Source organism: Streptomyces sp. NPDC104581 (genome assembly GCF_055583685.1).
In genome coordinates this window covers 20,443-37,320 of the sequence record NZ_JBVJNN010000048.1, presented here as the reverse complement: position 1 = coordinate 37,320, position 16,878 = coordinate 20,443, and the positions used below count along the sequence as shown (strand labels likewise).

15 protein-coding genes are annotated in these 16,878 nt (G+C 70.9%); 4 read left to right on the top strand and 11 right to left on the bottom strand.

Going from position 1 to position 16,878, the window contains the following annotated elements; translation table 11 throughout:
- Positions 1 to 43: 43 nt before the first annotated feature.
- The 5 genes from ACZ61E_RS28460 to ACZ61E_RS28440 are packed head-to-tail and all read right to left on the bottom strand — an operon-like array spanning position 44 to position 4,470.
- Positions 44 to 970: an SDR family NAD(P)-dependent oxidoreductase gene (locus ACZ61E_RS28460; RefSeq protein WP_469702872.1), complete on the bottom strand. Its 927-nt coding sequence runs from the start codon at positions 968 to 970 to the stop codon at positions 44 to 46.
- A gap of 19 nt (positions 971 to 989) precedes the next feature.
- Complete coding sequence (locus tag ACZ61E_RS28455) at positions 990 to 2,006, bottom strand: SDR family oxidoreductase (RefSeq protein ID WP_469702870.1); 1,017 nt, start codon at positions 2,004 to 2,006, stop codon at positions 990 to 992.
- Positions 2,003 to 3,328: an NAD(P)/FAD-dependent oxidoreductase gene (locus tag ACZ61E_RS28450; RefSeq protein WP_469702869.1), complete on the bottom strand. Its 1,326-nt coding sequence runs from the start codon at positions 3,326 to 3,328 to the stop codon at positions 2,003 to 2,005. The genes ACZ61E_RS28455 and ACZ61E_RS28450 overlap by 4 nt, the downstream gene beginning before the upstream one ends.
- Complete coding sequence (locus ACZ61E_RS28445; RefSeq protein ID WP_469702868.1) at positions 3,329 to 4,222, bottom strand: class I SAM-dependent methyltransferase; 894 nt, start codon at positions 4,220 to 4,222, stop codon at positions 3,329 to 3,331.
- The gene (locus tag ACZ61E_RS28440) at positions 4,219 to 4,470 is read right to left on the bottom strand and encodes an acyl carrier protein (RefSeq protein ID WP_469702866.1); all 252 of its coding nucleotides are present in this window, start codon (positions 4,468 to 4,470) and stop codon (positions 4,219 to 4,221) included. Before ACZ61E_RS28440 ends, ACZ61E_RS28445 begins: the two co-directional genes overlap by 4 nt.
- Before the next feature lie 189 nt (positions 4,471 to 4,659).
- Between ACZ61E_RS28440 and ACZ61E_RS28435 the strand changes: the two genes are divergently transcribed.
- The 4 genes from ACZ61E_RS28435 (at position 4,660) to ACZ61E_RS28420 (ending at position 8,745) form a co-directional block, all read left to right on the top strand.
- Positions 4,660 to 6,435, top strand: coding sequence for a thiamine pyrophosphate-binding protein (locus tag ACZ61E_RS28435; protein ID WP_469702865.1), 1,776 nt, complete (start codon positions 4,660 to 4,662; stop codon positions 6,433 to 6,435).
- Positions 6,432 to 7,100 carry an SRPBCC family protein gene (locus ACZ61E_RS28430; protein ID WP_469702864.1) on the top strand — a complete coding sequence of 223 codons (669 nt, stop codon included), beginning with the start codon at positions 6,432 to 6,434 and terminating at the stop codon, positions 7,098 to 7,100. The genes ACZ61E_RS28435 and ACZ61E_RS28430 overlap by 4 nt, the downstream gene beginning before the upstream one ends.
- On the top strand, positions 7,097 to 8,122 hold the full coding sequence (locus ACZ61E_RS28425) for a 3-oxoacyl-ACP synthase III family protein (protein ID WP_469702862.1): 1,026 nt from the start codon (positions 7,097 to 7,099) through the stop codon (positions 8,120 to 8,122). The genes ACZ61E_RS28430 and ACZ61E_RS28425 overlap by 4 nt, the downstream gene beginning before the upstream one ends.
- A 128-nt stretch (positions 8,123 to 8,250) precedes the next feature.
- The gene (locus tag ACZ61E_RS28420; protein WP_469702860.1) at positions 8,251 to 8,745 is read left to right on the top strand and encodes a hypothetical protein; all 495 of its coding nucleotides are present in this window, start codon (positions 8,251 to 8,253) and stop codon (positions 8,743 to 8,745) included.
- Positions 8,746 to 8,813: 68 nt separating this feature from the next.
- Here the strand turns inward: ACZ61E_RS28420 and ACZ61E_RS28415 are convergent, their stop codons facing one another.
- The 6 genes from ACZ61E_RS28415 to ACZ61E_RS28390 form a co-directional block, all read right to left on the bottom strand.
- Positions 8,814 to 9,584: a 4'-phosphopantetheinyl transferase family protein gene (locus ACZ61E_RS28415; protein WP_469702859.1), complete on the bottom strand. Its 771-nt coding sequence runs from the start codon at positions 9,582 to 9,584 to the stop codon at positions 8,814 to 8,816.
- Positions 9,585 to 9,586: 2 nt separating this feature from the next.
- Entirely contained in the window at positions 9,587 to 9,952 is a 366-nt protein-coding gene (locus ACZ61E_RS28410) for a hypothetical protein (RefSeq protein WP_469702858.1), read from the bottom strand.
- A complete protein-coding gene (locus ACZ61E_RS28405; RefSeq protein WP_469702856.1) occupies positions 9,940 to 10,779 on the bottom strand; it encodes a thioesterase II family protein in 840 nt (279 codons plus the stop codon). Before ACZ61E_RS28405 ends, ACZ61E_RS28410 begins: the two co-directional genes overlap by 13 nt.
- A gap of 277 nt (positions 10,780 to 11,056) precedes the next feature.
- Positions 11,057 to 12,091, bottom strand: a complete 1,035-nt coding sequence (locus tag ACZ61E_RS28400) for an aspartate-semialdehyde dehydrogenase (RefSeq protein WP_469702854.1) — start codon at positions 12,089 to 12,091, stop codon at positions 11,057 to 11,059.
- A gap of 213 nt (positions 12,092 to 12,304) precedes the next feature.
- Complete coding sequence (locus tag ACZ61E_RS28395) at positions 12,305 to 15,610, bottom strand: S8 family serine peptidase (protein WP_469702852.1); 3,306 nt, start codon at positions 15,608 to 15,610, stop codon at positions 12,305 to 12,307.
- Between the two features lie 195 nt (positions 15,611 to 15,805).
- Positions 15,806 to 16,873 carry a hypothetical protein gene (locus tag ACZ61E_RS28390; RefSeq protein ID WP_469702850.1) on the bottom strand — a complete coding sequence of 356 codons (1,068 nt, stop codon included), beginning with the start codon at positions 16,871 to 16,873 and terminating at the stop codon, positions 15,806 to 15,808.
- Between the last annotated feature and the right edge of the window lie 5 nt (positions 16,874 to 16,878).

Genomic DNA, 16,878 nt, shown 5'->3' with positions numbered 1-16,878 from the left:
GCGTTGTGCTGTGCCGCGGGACAGCGGGATGGTGCCGAGGAGGTCAGGAGGTACCGGTACGGCTGATGACCCGGTTCAGCCGGTCCATACGGGTGGCGAGGCTCATCCGTCCCTCCAGGCGGAAGGCGGGCAGTCGCCGGCCGTCGATGTCGTTGAACCCGTACTCCTCGGCCAGGTCACCGGTCGAGAGCACCTGGCCGGAGCGTTCCAGCACCTGTGGGTCGGCGGCCAGGTGGGCGATCGCGCGACCCACGTACTCGGGGGAGTGGACGACGGCGGCGGGTCCGTCGCCGAGCGCCTCCCAGGCCGCCTCCACGCGCTCGGTGCGTACGAATCCGGGGTGCACCGACAGTGCCGCGACCCGCTGCTTGCGCAGGTCCGCGGCGAACGCCCTGCTCATCCGGTCACTCGCCGATTTGAACACGTCGTAGGCGGCTTGGCCCAGGTAGATGTCGCCATCGGTGAAGCCGATGCCGACTATCAGCCCGCTCTGCTGCTCCGTCATCAGCGGGGTGAGCAGCCTGGTCACGTCGTACTGGGCGCGCAGCGAGCCCTCGCACAGCTCGTACCGCCACATCGGCTGCTTCCAGTAAGGGGCGTCGAAGCGGATGTCGGCGGAACGCTCGTAGCCGGCCCAGGCGTTGTTCACCAGCAGGTCGAGGGAGCCGTGCTCGGCCGCGACGCGGTCGGCCAGCGCCTGGTTGTCGTCGGTGGAGCGGTGGTCGCAGCGCACCGCGATGCCGGTGCCGCCGCGGGCGGTGACCTCCTCGGCCGTGTCGTCCACCGTTCCCGGCAGATCCTCGGTGCGCCCGGTGGTGCGGGTGCTGCGCCCGGTCACGTACACCGTCGCGCCGGCGCTGCCCAGAGCGAGGGCGATGCCGCGTCCCACCCCCCTGCTGGCTCCGGTGACCACGGCGACGGTCTTCTCCAGTCGGGGCGGCTGCCACTCCTGGTGCATGTCCTGGTCCACAGAGTGTCCTTTCGGCTCGCTAGCTGAGGTGGGCGGAAGCGTAGGCGAGGGTCCGCGCGTAGGCCTCCGTGTCCGCGATGTGCGGCAGGCCGTAGCGCTCACGCAACTCGGGCATGGAGGTGGGCAGTACGCCGCCTCCGCACCGGGTGACCTCGCTGACGTCGCGCAACACCGAGAGGTAGGAGCGGGCCAGCGGGGGCAGCCGGCGCAGCTCCTCGGGGTCGAGGGTGTCGGGATCGGTGACCGGCGGCGGGGTGAGAGGGCGCCCGAGTGAGGAGGCGTGCTTGGCGCACACCTCGACCGCGGTCTCCATGTCCATCGCCTCCTCGCCGTAGGTCACCCAGAACTCCCCGCTGTTCTCGTCCAGTTCGACGCAGCGCAGTACCGCCTTGGCGAGCAGGTCCTGGGGGACGACATCGATCCGGTTGCCGCGGTGCACCGGGAGGAACGGCGCCCGCCCGCGGCAGATCCAGTCCGACATGAGCTGGACGATCTGCCCCCGGGATGTCCAGCCGGTCAGGGAGTCGCCGATCAGATTGGTCGGCCGGAAGACGGTGTGCGGCAGACCGCTGTCGCGCAGCAGCTGTTCGGAACGGAGCTTGGAGCGGACGTAGTTGGTGGTGACGTTGGTCTCGCTGAGCCGGTGCGGCGCGCCCGCCGACAGCGCGGCGACGAATGCGGTGCTCATGAAGTGCACCGTCGCGCCGGCCGTTTCGGCGAACTCCATCACCCGGCGGGTGCCCTCCACGTTGACCGGCCGGTAGCGCTCGTCCGGCAGGCCCCACTCGGTCAGCCCGGCCGAGTGGATGACGGTGTCCACGTCGCGGACCAGCGTCCGGTAGCTGTCCTCGTCCAGCCCGAAGCGTGGTTCGGCCAGGTCGGCGGTGAGCTGTTCCTCCGCCTCGGCGGGCAGTGCGCTGCCCCCGGGCCGGACCATCGAGATCAGCCGGAGGGGGCGGCCCGGGGCCTCTCGCAGGATCGCCCGGCCGACGACTCCGGCGGCCCCCGTCAGCAGTACGGTGCGGTTCGTGCTCATGCCCGGGACTCCTTCCACTCCATCAGGCGTGCGGTGGCGCGGGCCCCGATGAACAGGAGGGGCTCCGGCGGGAAGGCACGTGCCGAGCGCTGCGCGTCGTCCACGTAGAGCAAGCGGGAGAAGTCCGAGTCCTTGCCCAGGACCAGGTCCCGCAGCACCTTGCCGCCGGTGTGGGTGGCGGCGATGCCGTTGCCGTTGAATCCGTAGCCGTAGAAGATGTTGCCGCCCGGCAGCGAGCCGAAGTGCGGGGCGTAGTCACGGGTGATGTCCATGACGCCGCCGTAGGTGTAGGTGAACCGCAGGTCCCGCCACATGGGGAAGAACCGGCCGAACTCCTCGAAGAGAGCGCGATAGGCGCGCTGGTCGTTCATCCGCCGCCGACGGGTGTCCCGGCCCCAGAAGTAGAAGGCGGGGCCGCCCGCCCACAGCAGGCGGTTGTCGGCGGTGAAGCGGGCACAGGTCAGGAACGTCTTGGCCTCGACCATGCCCTCGCGGCCCGCCCAGTCGACGCGGCCGAGCTGCTCCTCGGTGAGCGGTTCACTCACCATCGCGTAACTCCACAGCGGCACCGTCTTGTTGCGGAACTGCTGGAAGGTGGACTGGAGTGCGTTGGCGGCGACGATCACCTTGTCGGCGGTGATCGTGCCCCCGGGAGTGACCACCTGCGGCCGTACCCCGGGCCGCACTTCCAGGACCGGGGTGTTCTCGTGGATCACCACCCCCCGTTCCTTGATCACGCGGGCCACCCCGCGGGCCAGTTTGAACGGATTGACCAGCGCGCCGCCGGTGCGGGTGGCTCCCAGCACGGCCGGGGAGCCGATCACCTCACGAGCCTGGGCCGCCGAGAGGAGGGGCGGCTGCTCCCGGCCGGCGATGGTGCCGGCGAGCTCGCGGTCCGCGCGCAGCCGCTTCAACTGCGCCTGGGTGGTGGCCACCATCAGGTAGTCGTTGGCCTCGTACTCGACGTCGATCTTGTTGCGGCGGGCGAAGCGGCCGATCTCCAGCACGGAGCGCCCTACCGCCTGGGACGCCTCCAGGCTGCGGCGCGTACCGAACGTCCTGACCAGGCCCTGGATGTCCTTGCCGATGGTCGGCGTGACGAAGCCGTCCGCCCGGCCGGACGCCCCGTACCCGGCGTACTCGGCCTCGATGACGCGGATGTCGAGCGCGGGCTCGGCCTCCTTGAGGAAGTGCGCGGCCCACAGCCCGGTGTAACCGCCGCCGACGATGGCGATGTCGCAGTCCGCGTTCTCACGCAGCGGTGGCTCGGGGACGACCGGCTCCGTCTCGTGCCAGTAGACGACATGCTTTCGGCTAGTCACTCAGCGCCCCTTCTGAAAAATAATTCTCGACAGTCCCAGATGGCGATTCTGGAAATGCCTGACACTCGCCTCCAGGTAGTTCTCGTAGTTGGCAACGTTCTCCTCGCTGGAGAACCGGACGGCCGCCTCCCGGTTGTTCCTGAGTCGATGCAGCCATTCCGCGCAGGTCCGGCTGTAGTGGTCTGGGTCGTTGCGCAGGGAGACGACGTCGAAGAGCTTCTCGCTCCCCTCGACCACCTCCGAGAGAGCCGGAATTTCGGATTCCGGGAAGATGGTCTCGATGATGAACATCAGCTCCCGCACGGTTGCCTTGTCCATCACCGTATTGTTGCCCTTGACGTTCGTCTGGAGGGCGAGGCGGCCGCGCGGCGGCAGCCACTCGAAGCAGCGCTCGAAGAACTCCCGGTAGGCCGCCACGCGTTCGGCGCGCGAGAGCCCGGTGCGGGCGAAGTGCTCGAAGGCGCCGATCGAGATTATGGCGTCGTAGGGCTCGGCCGGATGATGGTCGCGCCAGTTCTCCACGCGGATCTCGGCCCCGGGGATGCCGGCCGACTCGGCGAGAGCGGCCTGACTGTCGCTGAGCGTGAGGCCCACCGCCTGCTGGACGCCGTGCACCTGCGTCAGCCGGCTCAGCACGCTGCCCCATCCGCATCCCACGTCGAGGACGCGCCGTGTGCCGACGGCGCGCGCCCCCTCGATCAGATAGTCCAGCTTGCGTGCCTGCGCCGTCTCCAGGTCGTCCGGCGCAGCCTCTGTGCCGAGTACGGGCTCCGCCCACAGGGCGCAGGTGTACGTGAGGGACCGGTCCAGCCACAGCGCGTAGAAGTCGTTGGAGACATCGTAGTGGTGCCGGATGGCCTCAGCGGTGGCACCCCGGTATGCGGTCGTGCTCACGTGGTCGCACCGGCGGCCCGGGTCGTCTCGATCAGGTTGACGAGATCGCCGACCGTCTTGACGCTGGCCGCCTGGCTCGGGTCCAGTTCGACCTCGGCGTCGTCCTCGATCGTGTAGACGATGTCGGCGATCTGGAGGCTGGAGAGGCCAACCGAGTCGAAGGCGGTGTCAGCGTCGAGAGAAAGGTCGGCGGCCTTCTTGCCGAGCTTCTTCGCTATGAGGGTGCACACGGTTTCGACGGTGATCACGGATTTTTCCTCTCGATTGATCGCGATTGAAGGAAGCTAACCCGGCCGGGCGAACGGCACATAGCACATCGCATGGCAAATCCCTGCCATGTCGTTCCTTCCTGGCGGATGGCAGACAGGTGTCACTTGCCGATGCTGTGCCGCTGAAATTCAAATAAGTGGACCACCGCCTCAGAAAAGAACGGTCTTATGAGAAGCGAATCCCGTGTGGTCGACTTCATCGTCGATTTCTTGAGGTGCCAGGAAGTTCGGCATGTCTTCGGAGTCGGTGGCGCCAATATCGAGGACCTCTACGACGCGCTTCACCTCTCGGTGGACGGCCCGCTCGGCGTGGTCGCGAAACACGAGTTCTCGGCCGCCACGATGGCGGACGGCTATCACCGTGCGGCCCAGCGGATGCCCGTGATCGCCTCCACCTCCGGTGCCGGTGCCATGAACCTGGTTCCCGGACTGGCCGAACTGCGGGCCTCCCACGTACCGGCCCTCGCGCTCATCGGCCAGCCGCCCCTGTCACTGGACGGTCGCGGGTCCTTCCAGGAGACCAGCGGGCTCGCGGGCTCGATCGACGCGGCCCGGCTGTTCGCGGAGATCGCCGTGCACTGTGTACGGGTGACCGACCCGGAGGCGATCACGGAGGAGCTGCCGCGGGCCTTCGCCGCCGCGCTGTCCGAGCCCGGACCAGCCGTTCTGCTGCTGCCCAAGGACATCCAGCAGGCCGTAATCGAATCGTGGAGCAGGCCCGGGGCGCCGACCCGCGCAGCCCGCCCGCGCTCCGCGGACGCCGACCGCGCGCGGGCGGTGGCCCTGCTGCGCTCGGCCGTGGCACGGCACGGCGTGGCGGTGATCGCCGGCGAGGGCGTGGCCAGAGCGGATGCCCGGCCCCAACTGGCCGCTCTGGCCGAAGCGCTGGAGGCGCGCGTCGCGGTGGCACCGGACGCCAAGGACGTCTTCGACGACCGGGACCCCCGTCATCTCGGCATCGCCGGAGTGATCGGCAGCGCACAGGTGCAGGCAGCGGTGGAGCAGGCTTCCGCCGTCCTGCTGGTCGGCACCCGGCTGCCGCAGATGGCGGGGGCCGGGCTGCACGATCACCTCAAGGGCGTACCGGTCGTCTGCCTCGACCCCAGGGCCCCGTTCCTGGAGCCGCACGAGGACCTGGTGCGGCTCACCGGGGACCTGGCCGAGGAGATGACGACGCTGACCGGGGAACTGCTCGCGCCCACCGCGGGGCAGGAGTCCGGCGGCGCCGCAAGGGCTCCGGCGGACGACCTGCGTCGGCCCGGGCTCGCACCGGTGGACGTGACGGCGGCGCCCGAGCCGGCCACGGTGGTGCCGGACACCCCGACGGAGGCGCTGGACATGGTGGCAGCGGCCCGCGTGATCGGCGAGGTCCTCCCCGAGCGCTCCATCGTGGTCAGCGACGCGGGCAACACCGGCGCGGTCGCGCTCAACCATGTGGGCCTGCCCCCGGGCGGCCGGTTCATCACCGCCATGGGCATGGGCGGCATGGGCCACAGTTTCGGTGCCGCGATCGGTGCCGCGTTCGCCACCGGGCGGCGCACCTGTGTGGTGGCCGGCGACGGGGCGTTCTTCATGCACGGCATGGAGGTGCACACCGCGATCGAGCACCAGCTGCCTGTCACCTTCGTGATCTTCAACAACCAGTCCCACGGCATGTGTTACACCCGGGAGATGCTGTTCTACGCGGGCGACTACTCCTACAACCTCTTCCGCCCGGCCCGGATCGGCGACGGCATGGCGGCCATGTTCCCCGGTCTGGACGCGGTGACACCCCGTAGCGCCGACGAATTGCGCGCGGCGCTCGAACGGGTCCACGCCACCCGCGCGCCCGCACTGATCTGCATCGAGGTCGATCCGGCCGAGGTGCCCCCCTTCCGCCCCTTCCAGCACGTCATCGCCGCCGGTTCCAACCGGCCCGCCAATCTAGGAGTTGTACCAGGATGACCACCGCCCCGACGCACAACGACCCCACCGTCGGCTACACCCCGCCTCCCGCGGTCCCCAGCGACCTCAAGGACGTTCCCGGGCTGCTGCGCTGGGAGACCACGCCCCGGGAGGAGGCGTTCGCACACGCGGGCAAGCTGACCAAGGAGGCCTTCAGCTACGACGAGGTGTACGGCGAGTTCGTGACCGTCCACCAGTACATCGACGCACCGCCGCAGGCCGTCTACGACTACCTGACCGACGAGCGCAACCTCAACGAATACACCTACAGCACCCGTGACTTCGCGCCTACCGGCACCCCCGGCCTCTACCAGGGCCGCGACACCCTGCTCGACGACGAGACCAAGATCTTCCTGCGTATCGACGGCAACCCGGACGCACTCACCGTGGACATGAAGTGCGCCTGGGACCAGGGCGAGGAACTGTGGATGGTCTACATCCACCGGATCATCTCGGCCGAGACCGTGCTGGGCAAGCGCGGCTCAGTGGTCATCTGGACCAACTGCCACCACCCGAACTACGACAAGAACCCGCACCCCGAGCTGGCCTCCAGCCCCGAGCGCCCCTGGGTCGGTGACACCTGGGGCCTCTTCTACGCCGGGCACAAGATAGAGATCGACAACCTCAAGACGATCCTCGAACTCCGCCACGGAACCACCGCATGAGGACGGTGAGTCTGCTCGAACTCGCCTCCTACATGCCGGGGGATCCGGTGGGTACGGACTACTTCCTCCCGTACCAGGGGAACGACGGTGAGCTGGCCGGAAGCACCATGTTCAAGGCGCCGAGCCACCGGCACCAGGTGTCCCGCGACGAGACTCCCGCGGACATGATGGAGAAGGCCGGCGCGCTCCTCGCGGAACGGATCGGCAGGGACGCGCTCCGGGGTGCCGACGCGGTGATCACCAACACACTCCTGCCGGAGGTGCCGTTCACCGGGCCGGGCGCCGAGGTCGCCCACCGGCTCGGAGTCCGGGCCGACTGGGTGCTGGACGCCCACAACGGCGGCTGCGCCTCCTTCGTGCACATGCTCCGGCTCGGCAGAGCCCTGATCGCCTCGGGCCAGGCGAACTCCGCGCTGCTGTTCAACGTCCAGAACAGCGCGGGCCCGGTGATGACCCAGTCCGAGGTGCGTAAGCTCCCGGAGGCCGTCATCCCGGGGGACGGCTGCGCCGCCGCCTACCTGGCCGCCTCCGACGAGTCGCCGGTGCTCGGTGTCGCGGTGACCAACCGCGGCGACTACACCCGTGACTGCGGCCTCACACTCCACGACGGCCGCAAGTACTGGGAGGCGGGGGAGAGCCAGATGCATGTCGGGTTCACCCCCGACAAGGTGTCGGACATCGTCGAGCGGGGCAACCGGCTCGTCCCGGAGGTGGTGGGCCGGGTGTGCGAGCAACTCGACCTCAAGACCGACGACATCGACCTGCTGATCACCAACCAGCCCAACCGGATGTTCTTGAAGCAGTGGCAGGAGCGGCTCTCCATTCCTCAGGAGCGCCACCTGGACACCTTCGACCGATTCGGGAACCTTTTCGGTGCGGGCGTCCCCATCACGCTTGACCACGGCATCCGCGAGGGGCGGGTCGCGGACGGCAGCCTGCTGATGCTGGCCGGCTTCGCCCATGCCGGGGACTTCGCCGGAGCGGCGGCCGTGCACTGGCGGGCGGGGGGTGTGCGCGAGTGACCGAGCGGGTCGGCCCGGACGGGCTCCGCCATGTCCACCGGCCCGAGCACACCCGTGGCCACCCCCGCGGGGGTGGCCGGTTCCCACACGCCTCAGCACCCCTTTCACCAGTGAGAAGAGGAAGAGACATGAGTCGGATCATCCAGGCAGCCACCGCTGCCGCCGCTGCCGCGCTGCTCGGCGGGATGGCCCTTGCCTCCCCGGCCTCCGCGGTCCCCGGCGCGGCGCAGACCGTGAGCGCGACGTACGACTGCGGCGCGTTCGGGGTCACCGACCTGGAGATCGAGGCTTCCGCCTCGGGCGGCGTCGGCTCCGTCAAGGTGTCCACCAGCGGCGGCCTCGCTCCGGCCGACATTCCGGCCGACTCAGTCACCGCCACCCTGCGCCTGGAGAGGGCCGCCGGTGGCACGGTGGACTTCACCGGTACCGCCAACGAGGCGACGCCCGCCGGCCAGCCGCTGACCGTCGGCCCGCTGACCGCGCCGGTCGTCGCCGGTGACAGCCTCGATTCGTACATCCCGGCCGCCGGTTCCGGTGACGTGTCGCTCAGCCTCAACATTCTGGGCGTGCCGAACACGTGCACGGCCGTCTCCAAGCAGACGCCTGGACCGCTGGTCTTCTGACGACCGGTCACTCCGACCGCCGGCCCCGGAACGACACCCGGGAGCCGGCGGCTCGTTTCCCCGCCCCTTCAGCCTGCCCCGAGCCCCTCGGCGACCGCGGTGTCATCCCCGCGCCACACCCCGGGCTCCGGCGGCTGGACCACCAGTGGCCCGGACGGTCCGGCGGGGCGGGCGAGCGCGGCCAGGCAGTCCGCTCCGGCCGGCACGTCCTCGACCACCCACAGCTCCCTCCCGGCCGCGCCCTGCGCCCGCGTACGCTCCAGAACCGCGCCGGGCCGGTCCGGACGGACCGCCAGGCGGGCCAGGTCGGTGCCGAGCCCGACGCCCCAGCCCTTGGCCACGGCCTCTTTCCGTACCCAGCAGCGCATCAGCGCCTCGTCGCGCGCCGGGCCCTCCGGCTCCGCGGCGACGTAGGCGCGCTCCTCGGCGCCGAGGCAGCGGCGCACCACGGCGGGCACCGCGAGCGGGCGGCGGTACTCGATGTCCACACCGACAGGTACCGAGTGGGAGAGGGCGAGCATCCACCACGCGCCGGAGCGTGACGAGTTCACCCGCCAGTCGGTGCGGGGCGCGCGGATGAGCGGCGGGCCATGCCGTGCGCTGCCGCAGCCCGGGCATCGCCCCCTGCCCCACACCACCTCGGCCGGCCGGACACCGTGCCAGCGCGCGACCGTACGCCGGATCGCGGCCCTGGCGCCGGCGTAGTGGGCGGCCGTGACCGGGTCCCGGTACTTCTCGAAGCGGCGTTGTTCCAGCTCGTCCAGCAGGGCCACGTCTCCGGCCGCGGCGGTGTCCGGTGCGCGGCCCGTCCACAGGCGTACGCCTCCGTGTGTCTGCACGCTCACCCCCGGGCCCGCGCGAGGGGACCCACCACGTGCACCGGGTTGCCGCAACCCGGCTTCCGCGTGACGGCACACCGGTGGCTGGGCACGGTCCACTCCGAGACGACCGGCGCGGAGCTGATCCGGCGGTTCGTCATTTCCTCGTCGACGAGGAGGGTGACCTCGCGCTGACGGGGTGCGAGTCCGTACGGGGCGGCGGAGAACGCATTGCCGCGCGCCGTCGGCCCCGGTGCGCGCGGACGCGCGACGGACCGGCCGGGGGCCGGGTCCGTCCCGGCCCGGACGCCCGTAGCGCACACCTCGCCGACCGTGACGGCCGCCTCGCGCCGTACCGCCGTTCCCCGCGGGGCGCTCACCTCGCGCACGCTTCGGTCTCCTGCCCTGGACCCGGTGTCCCGTGCGTCCGGTGTCCTGCCGGGTGACGGGGCAGGACACCGGCAGGAACAGCGCGGTACCGGTCTGCGACCGAGGCCAGGTGGCGCAGCAGGGCGTCCTCGTGGGTGCGGACGAAGAAGTGTCCGCCGGGCATCGTGCGCAGCTCGCTGCCCAGGCCGCCGTGCGCGGACCACGCCTCCATCGCGGCCACCGGCACCAGCTGATCGCGGGCGCCGACCAACAGGTGCAGCGGCACGCGCAGGGGCTCGGTCTCCGCCACGGGCAGGGTGGTGGAGCAGAGCCGAAGATCGTCCCGGATCAGCGGCAGAAGCCTGGACCGGAACCCGCGCCGGCCGGCCAGCTCGGGCGGGATGCCGCCCAGTTGGGCGAGCCGCGTGGCCAGCAGTTGGTCGTCGGCGCCGGGATCCAGGACGCGGTTGGGAGGCACGTGCGGGGCGCGGTGGGAGCTGAGCACGAGTGCCCGCGGCAAGAGCGCACCGCGCCGCTGCCGCCGCAGCACCAGGGCGTGGGCGACGAACGCGCCCATGCTGTGCCCGTACAGCAGGTGAGGCCGGGCGAGGGCGGCGTCGAGCTGCTCGTCCAACTCCTCGACCAGGGCCGAGACCTCGGTGAACCGGCGCTCGTGAGCCCGCTCCTCACGGCCCGGCAACTGCACCGGAAGCACTTGCAGCCCGGAGCCGAGCTCGTCCAGTGTCTGCTGCCACCCACGGTAGGCGGACGCGCCGCTGCCCGCGCAGGGCAGGCAGAAGAGCGGCAACCCCGACCCGGTGGCCGAGCGCGGCAGATACGGCGTCATGGTGGCACCCCCCGGTTCCAGGCGGTAACGCCACGGACCGCCGTGCCCTGGAAGATATCACCGGCGGCGTGGGCAGGACGCCGTGCCGCCGTCCCCCTGGATCCGCGCCCTGCGGCTGCTGTCCCTCCCCGGCGGGAGCACCGCCCGCGGATCGCACCGCGCCGGGCCCGACGAAGCCGGGGAACACCTCCCCGCCGACTGCGACACCCGCCCCCGACGGGCCGGGGTCGCCCGTCGGACGCCCCGGCCCGTCGGGGGCGGGTGGTGGCGCGACGCGTCAGTTGTCGCCGCGCGGCTCCGCCGCGACCAGTTCCGCGATCTGCACCGCGTTCAGCGCCGCGCCCTTGCGCAGGTTGTCGTTGGAGACGAACAGCGCGAGGCCGTTCTCCACCGTCTCGTCGACGCGGACGCGCCCTACGTAGGAGGCGTCCTTGCCGGCGGCCTGGAGCGGGGTGGGGATCTCGGACAGCTCGACGCCGGGGGCGTCCTTCAGCAGCTCGTACGCGCGCTCCACACCGATCGGGCGTTCGAAGCGCAGGTTCACCTGGAGGGAGTGCCCGGAGAAGACCGGCACGCGCACACACGTCCCGGAGACCTTCAGCTCCGGGATCTCCAGGATCTTGCGGGACTCGTTGCGGAGCTTCTGCTCCTCGTCCGTCTCGAAGGAGCCGTCGTCCACGATCGAGCCCGCCAGCGGCAGCACGTTGAAGGCGATCGGGCGCTTGTAGACAGCGGGCTCGGGGAATTCCACGGCCTCGCCGTCGAAGGTCAGCCGGTCGGCGGTCTCGACGACCTTGCGGGCCTGGTCGTGCAGCTCGGCGACGCCCGCGAGACCCGAGCCGGAGACGGCCTGGTAGGTGGTGGCGACGAGCGCGACCAGGCCCGCCTCGGCGTGCAGCGGGCGCAGCACGGGCATCGCGGCCATCGTGGTGCAGTTCGGGTTGGCGATGATGCCCTTGGGGCGGTCGGCGACCGCGTGCGGGTTGACCTCGGAGACCACCAGCGGGACCTCGGGGTGACCGCGCCAGGCGGACGAGTTGTCGATCACGACGGGGCCCTGGGCCGCCACCTTCTCGGCGAGCGCCCTGGAGGTGGCGCCGCCCGCGGAGAAGAGCACGATGTCCAGGCCGGTGTAGTCGGCGGTGGAGGCGTCCTCGACGGTGACCGGCTCACCCCGCCACTCGATGGTGGAGCCCGCGGAGCGCGCGGAGGCGAACAGCCGCAGCTCGTCGGCCGGGAAGTCCCGCTCGGCCAGGATGGTGCGCATGACTGTGCCGACCTGACCGGTGGCTCCGACGATTCCGACCTTCACAGGGATTCCTCCGTACGTACATGCGGCCCGGGTGCCGTGTCCATGATGCGTCTCCCCGAGCCCGGCTTGTCCAATCCATTCCGCTGGTCGGGACGGGTGCGTCATGGGTCACACGGCGGGGCGGGCACACGTGAGGGGCGGGCGCCCGTACGGACGCCCGCCCCCTTCTGCCACGTGAACGCTCCCGTGAGGTGTACGGGGAGCGTTACGCCGTTACGGCAGGACCTTCTCGATCACGACACTGCCGCTGCCCGCGGCCGTACCGCGCGCGTTCAGCAGCCGGACCTCGCCGAAGAACTGCCGGCCCTCCGGAGCCGCGCCGGCCACCGTCACCTCGGCGGAGACCTCCGCCGACGCGCCGTTGGCGAGCTTCACCGGGGCGTCGCCGACGGTGACCTTGCCGAGCGACGCCGAGTAGAACACGTCGCGGTAGTCGTACTCGGTGGTCCCGGCCGGGACCGAGTAGCCGACCACCACGAAGGTGTACTCACCGGCCGCCGGCTTGACCAGGCTGACGGCTTCCTCGGAGTCGCCGTCGGCCGACTGGCCGACGAGCACGCCGTCCCTGAGGACCGCGAGGTCCAGGTCCGCCGACTGGTCCGAGACGCCGCCGATGGCCACGTCGAGCCGCTCGACACCCTCACCGAGGGTGACGGTGGTCTCCTTCTCCTCGCCATGGCCGATCGAGGGCCGGTCGACCTTCGCCGAGCCGAGCGAGCCGCCCGCGAGCTTGCCGTCGAGGGCGGCGAACTTGTTGGTGACGGTCCACTCGACCGGGGCCGGCGTGCCGGTCTCGGCCTCGGGGAGCGTGCTGACCGCCGGGTCGAACTCGACGCCCAGAACGGCGACATCGAGCTTGTACGGGTTGTTCAGCAGCGGCGACGTGCGACGCGACTCGACCTCGACCTCCCAGACGCCGGGCTGCGGGTCGCTGTAGGACCGCAGGTCCGGACGGCAGGTGTTGGCCGGGTTCGAGTAGTTCGGGTAGCAGTTGACGGTCGAGGTCGGGTCGACCGGCGTCCCGTACGGGTGCAGGCTGATGAAGCGGGTCTGGCTGCCGTCGGCCAGTCCGCCGAGGGCGACCTCGAGGGACTTGGCACCCTCGGGGACCGTGACGAAGTACGACTCGGTGCCGTTGCGCTCGACCGAGCCCAGCGACGAGTACGTGAACGAGGGCTTCGCCAGCTTCTTGGAGACGACCACCGTGGCGAGGATCTGCTTGTCCACGCCCGTGGTGGAGCGGTCGTCCAGCTCCAGGATCGCGCTGTGCGCGCCCGCCTGGTCGGCCTTGGCCTGCACGGTGACGGTGACGGCCTTGTTCTTCGGCAGCTTGACCTTCTTGCCGCTCAGCAGCTTGAAGGTGCCGTCGTTGTACTTCCAGTTGAGTTGGTGCTCCACCAGGCTCTTGGGGCCGGTGGTGCGGGTGACGGTGATGTCGTACGTCCGGGCCTTGCCGGCCTGGAGGCCGCCCTCGCGGTCGTACAGGCCCGTGCCGAAGCCCGGCGTCTTCAGCGCGTAGTCGATCGCGGTGTCGACCGGAGCCTTGACGCCGTACTCGTGCGCCTTGGCGCCGTCCTTGATCGCGTCCCAGGCGCCGACGATGTCGATGAGACCAGCGCCCTGCTCGTGAGCCTGCTTGCCGGCGATCTTGGTGGCGGTGGAGGTGAGAGCCGTCCGCAGCTTCGCGGGGGCCAGCTCGATCCCCTTCTGCTTGGCGGCCGACAGCAGCAGCGCGCTCGCGCCCGCGGCCTGCGGGGAGGCCATCGAGGTGCCCTGGAGCATCGAGTAGCCGGGCGGCAGCTGGTAGCCGGCCTCGGCGACGGGGCCGCCGGGCGACCAGGTCTGCGTGGTGTTGATGGCGGCGCCGGGGGCCGAGATGATCGGCGCGAAGCCACCGTCCTCACGCGGACCGCGGGACGAGAACGGCAGCATGTCGTACTTCTTCGACACGACCGAGCCGTAGTTGGCCGCCCACGTCTCCTTGGAGATCGAGGCGCCGACCGAGATGACCTTGTCGGCCAGGGAAGGGTCGCCGATGGTGTTGAGGCCCGGGCCGGAGTTGCCCGCGGAGATCACCAGCTGGACGCCGTAGGTGTCGATGAGCCGCGTGTACAGCTCGGCGCGGGCGTTGTTGCCGTCGTTCAGCGCCGGCAGACCGCCGATGGACATGTTGACGATGTCCACACCGCGCTCGATGACGAGGTCGGCCATGCCCTCCGTGAGGGCGATGTTCGTGCAGCCGCCGCTCCAGGTGCAGGCCCGCGAGGAGACCAGCTTGGCGCCGGGCGCCGCGCCGTTCATCTTGCCGCCGAACAGGCTGTTCGCCGCGGTGATACCGGCGACGTGGGTGCCGTGCGAGCCCTCGATGACACCGATGTTGACGTAGTCGGACTTGACGCCCGAGTTGTTGACGACGTCCTGGCGGACCTCGACGACGAACGGGATGCGCTCGACGATCTCGGTCTTCGGGTCGTCCTCGCCGAAGTAGCCGACCTGGAAGCCGTTCTTGTACGGCTTCATCACCGTGTCGTTGCCGAACTTGCCGTCGTTGTTGAGGTCGATGCGCACGGTCCGGGTGCCCGGGTCGTACAGCATCGCCCACACGTCGGTGGTGTCGCCGTCGCGGTTCAGGTCCCCGGCCATGTCGCCGCCGAGCGTGGCGGACTCGGCGAAGAGGTTGAACTTGTAGTTGCCGGCGGGGGCCGTGTACGTGCGGTTGTTGACCGTGAACGACGGGCCCTTGACGTCGAGCTGCATCGGGCGCCAGGTGCCGTCGCCGTCGTTGACCGGGTCCGTCGCCGTGACCCAGTCGACGATCTTGCGCTCGCCGGTGGTGGTCTTCTGGAGCGCCGGGTGGCCCAGGTCGACGCCCGAGTCGAGGATGCCGATGGTGACCCCGCGGCCGTCCGCCTTGGGGTTCTGCTTGACGAAGTCGACCGCGCCCGTCTCGAAGGACGGGTTGTACGGGTTCTTCGCCGGGGTGTTCGCGCCGGGCGCGGTCGCGGCCTTCGAGCCCGCGGCCTTCGCGGCGCCCTTCACCGTGTCGGCGGCGGGCGTCGGGTCGTCCAGCTCGATCTCGTGCTTGAGGTCGATGCCGTGGACGGAGGAGAGCTTCCCGGCCGCCTTGAGCGCGGCCTCGGCCTTGCCGGTGGGCAGGGTGGCCCGTACGTAGCCGAGCTTGTCGTACGTCTTGCCGACCACGGCGCCTGACACGGCGTCGAACTGGTCGGAGACCTGCTCGGTCTGGCCGGGGGCCGTGGCCACCATCACGGTGACGTTCTTCTCACCCTCGGCCACCGCCTTGTCGAGCAGGTCGACGTCGTCCGAACCGAGCTTCTCGGAGGCGGACTTGGCGGGTTTCACAGGTGCGGAGGCGGCCGGGTCGTCGGCAGCCGGAGCGGCGAAGACGGGCAGCGCGCCGGTGGCTATCAGCGCTGCGGCCAGGCCCGTGGCGGCGGCGACCCGAGCCACGCGTCTCGGCCCGGATATGGAGCTCTCGGATTCGGAGGTCATCAGCATCCCTGGTTGTGAAAGAGACAGTCCGGAATTCGGTACCGGATGACCGCTCAGCTTTGCGTAAATGACCAGGGTTTGTGGAGAGCTGTCGGTGTGGTGAAGTCCCGGTGGCGCACATCCGCCAGCGCGCGGCCTCCGCCATCGAGGACCAACCACCCCATATCCGGGCCTTCTTCGGCCCGTCGGTGACCCGCGCCGTCACCTCGGCAGCACGACCACCCGGGCCGGGGGCTCGCGGTCGGCGGAGGTGAGAAGGGCCGTGCGGACCACCGTCGCCTGGAGTTCGGCCGAGTCCCGCAGTTCGCGGGGTGTCAGATGGACCACCGTGATGCCGAGGCGCTCCAGGAGTTCGCGCTTGCGGCCGGACTCGGAGTGGACGATGTCGTCCTGCGGGGCCCCGCCGCGGCGCGGTGCGCGGGTGTCCAGCTCCACGGCGACCGCGTGGCCGGGCCAGTAGGCGTCGACACCGCCGAGGTGCGGGCCGCCCGGCAGTCGCAGATCGACGTACCAGAGCGGCTCCGGGAGCCCGTACGTCCGCACCATCTCGTAGAGCCGTCCTTCGGCGACGGCCCGTCCGGCGGCGAGCAGCGAGTCCACCGCCTCCGCGACCTGCGGCCGGGACAGCAGCCGGGCCTGACTCAACTCCCTCACGACGGAAGCCGGTTCGCAGTGGCCGTGGCGTACGGCCTCGGTGAGCAGAAGGCGGACCGCGGCCGGGTCGGTGAGCCCGGCGACCGCGTCGGCCAGGGCGCGTGCGACCGGGGCCACCGGCAGGCCGGTGATCCGCCGCGCGGCCGGCAGCGCGTGGGCGCGCACGATGCGGACACAGCCGGTGGAGCGCAGCCGGCGGGTCCGGGGGACCAGTACGTCGAAGTGGTCCAGCGCGGTCAGCGCGGGGGCCGACGGGAGGCCGTGCAGGGCGAGCGCGGCGAGCCCGGTGATCATGGCGATGTCGCGGGGCGCGCCGGTACCGGGGCCGGCGGGCCGCACCGGCACGTCCGGGCGGCGCTCCGCGTACAGCAGGACCGCGTGCAGGCGCTCCTCGCTGGTCGGCGGCCCCTGATGGAGCAGGAAGACCCCGGGCAGCAACTGCCGCCAGGGGCCCCCGGGCACGCACCGCGCGGCGGCGCTCGCCGCGCCCACACCGTGCTCGCGCAACTGGGTGGTGGACAGGACGCGCCGCTGCGTGCCCACGAGGTGGCTGAGCGGGCGGGGGGAGGGCGGGGAAGGTGTCCCGCCGCCGCGGGAGAGGGGGGAGTTGTTCATGTCCG

Coding starts and splice junctions, on each gene's coding strand:
- ACZ61E_RS28455 (WP_469702870.1), bottom strand. CDS start 2,006: ATGAGCACGAACCGCACCGTACTGCTGACGGGGGCCGCCGGAGTCGTC.
- ACZ61E_RS28435 (WP_469702865.1), top strand. CDS start 4,660: ATGAGAAGCGAATCCCGTGTGGTCGACTTCATCGTCGATTTCTTGAGG.
- ACZ61E_RS28430 (WP_469702864.1), top strand. CDS start 6,432: ATGACCACCGCCCCGACGCACAACGACCCCACCGTCGGCTACACCCCG.
- ACZ61E_RS28425 (WP_469702862.1), top strand. CDS start 7,097: ATGAGGACGGTGAGTCTGCTCGAACTCGCCTCCTACATGCCGGGGGAT.
- ACZ61E_RS28420 (WP_469702860.1), top strand. CDS start 8,251: ATGAGTCGGATCATCCAGGCAGCCACCGCTGCCGCCGCTGCCGCGCTG.
- ACZ61E_RS28405 (WP_469702856.1), bottom strand. CDS start 10,779: ATGACGCCGTATCTGCCGCGCTCGGCCACCGGGTCGGGGTTGCCGCTC.
- ACZ61E_RS28395 (WP_469702852.1), bottom strand. CDS start 15,610: ATGCTGATGACCTCCGAATCCGAGAGCTCCATATCCGGGCCGAGACGC.
- ACZ61E_RS28390 (WP_469702850.1), bottom strand. CDS start 16,873: ATGAACAACTCCCCCCTCTCCCGCGGCGGCGGGACACCTTCCCCGCCC.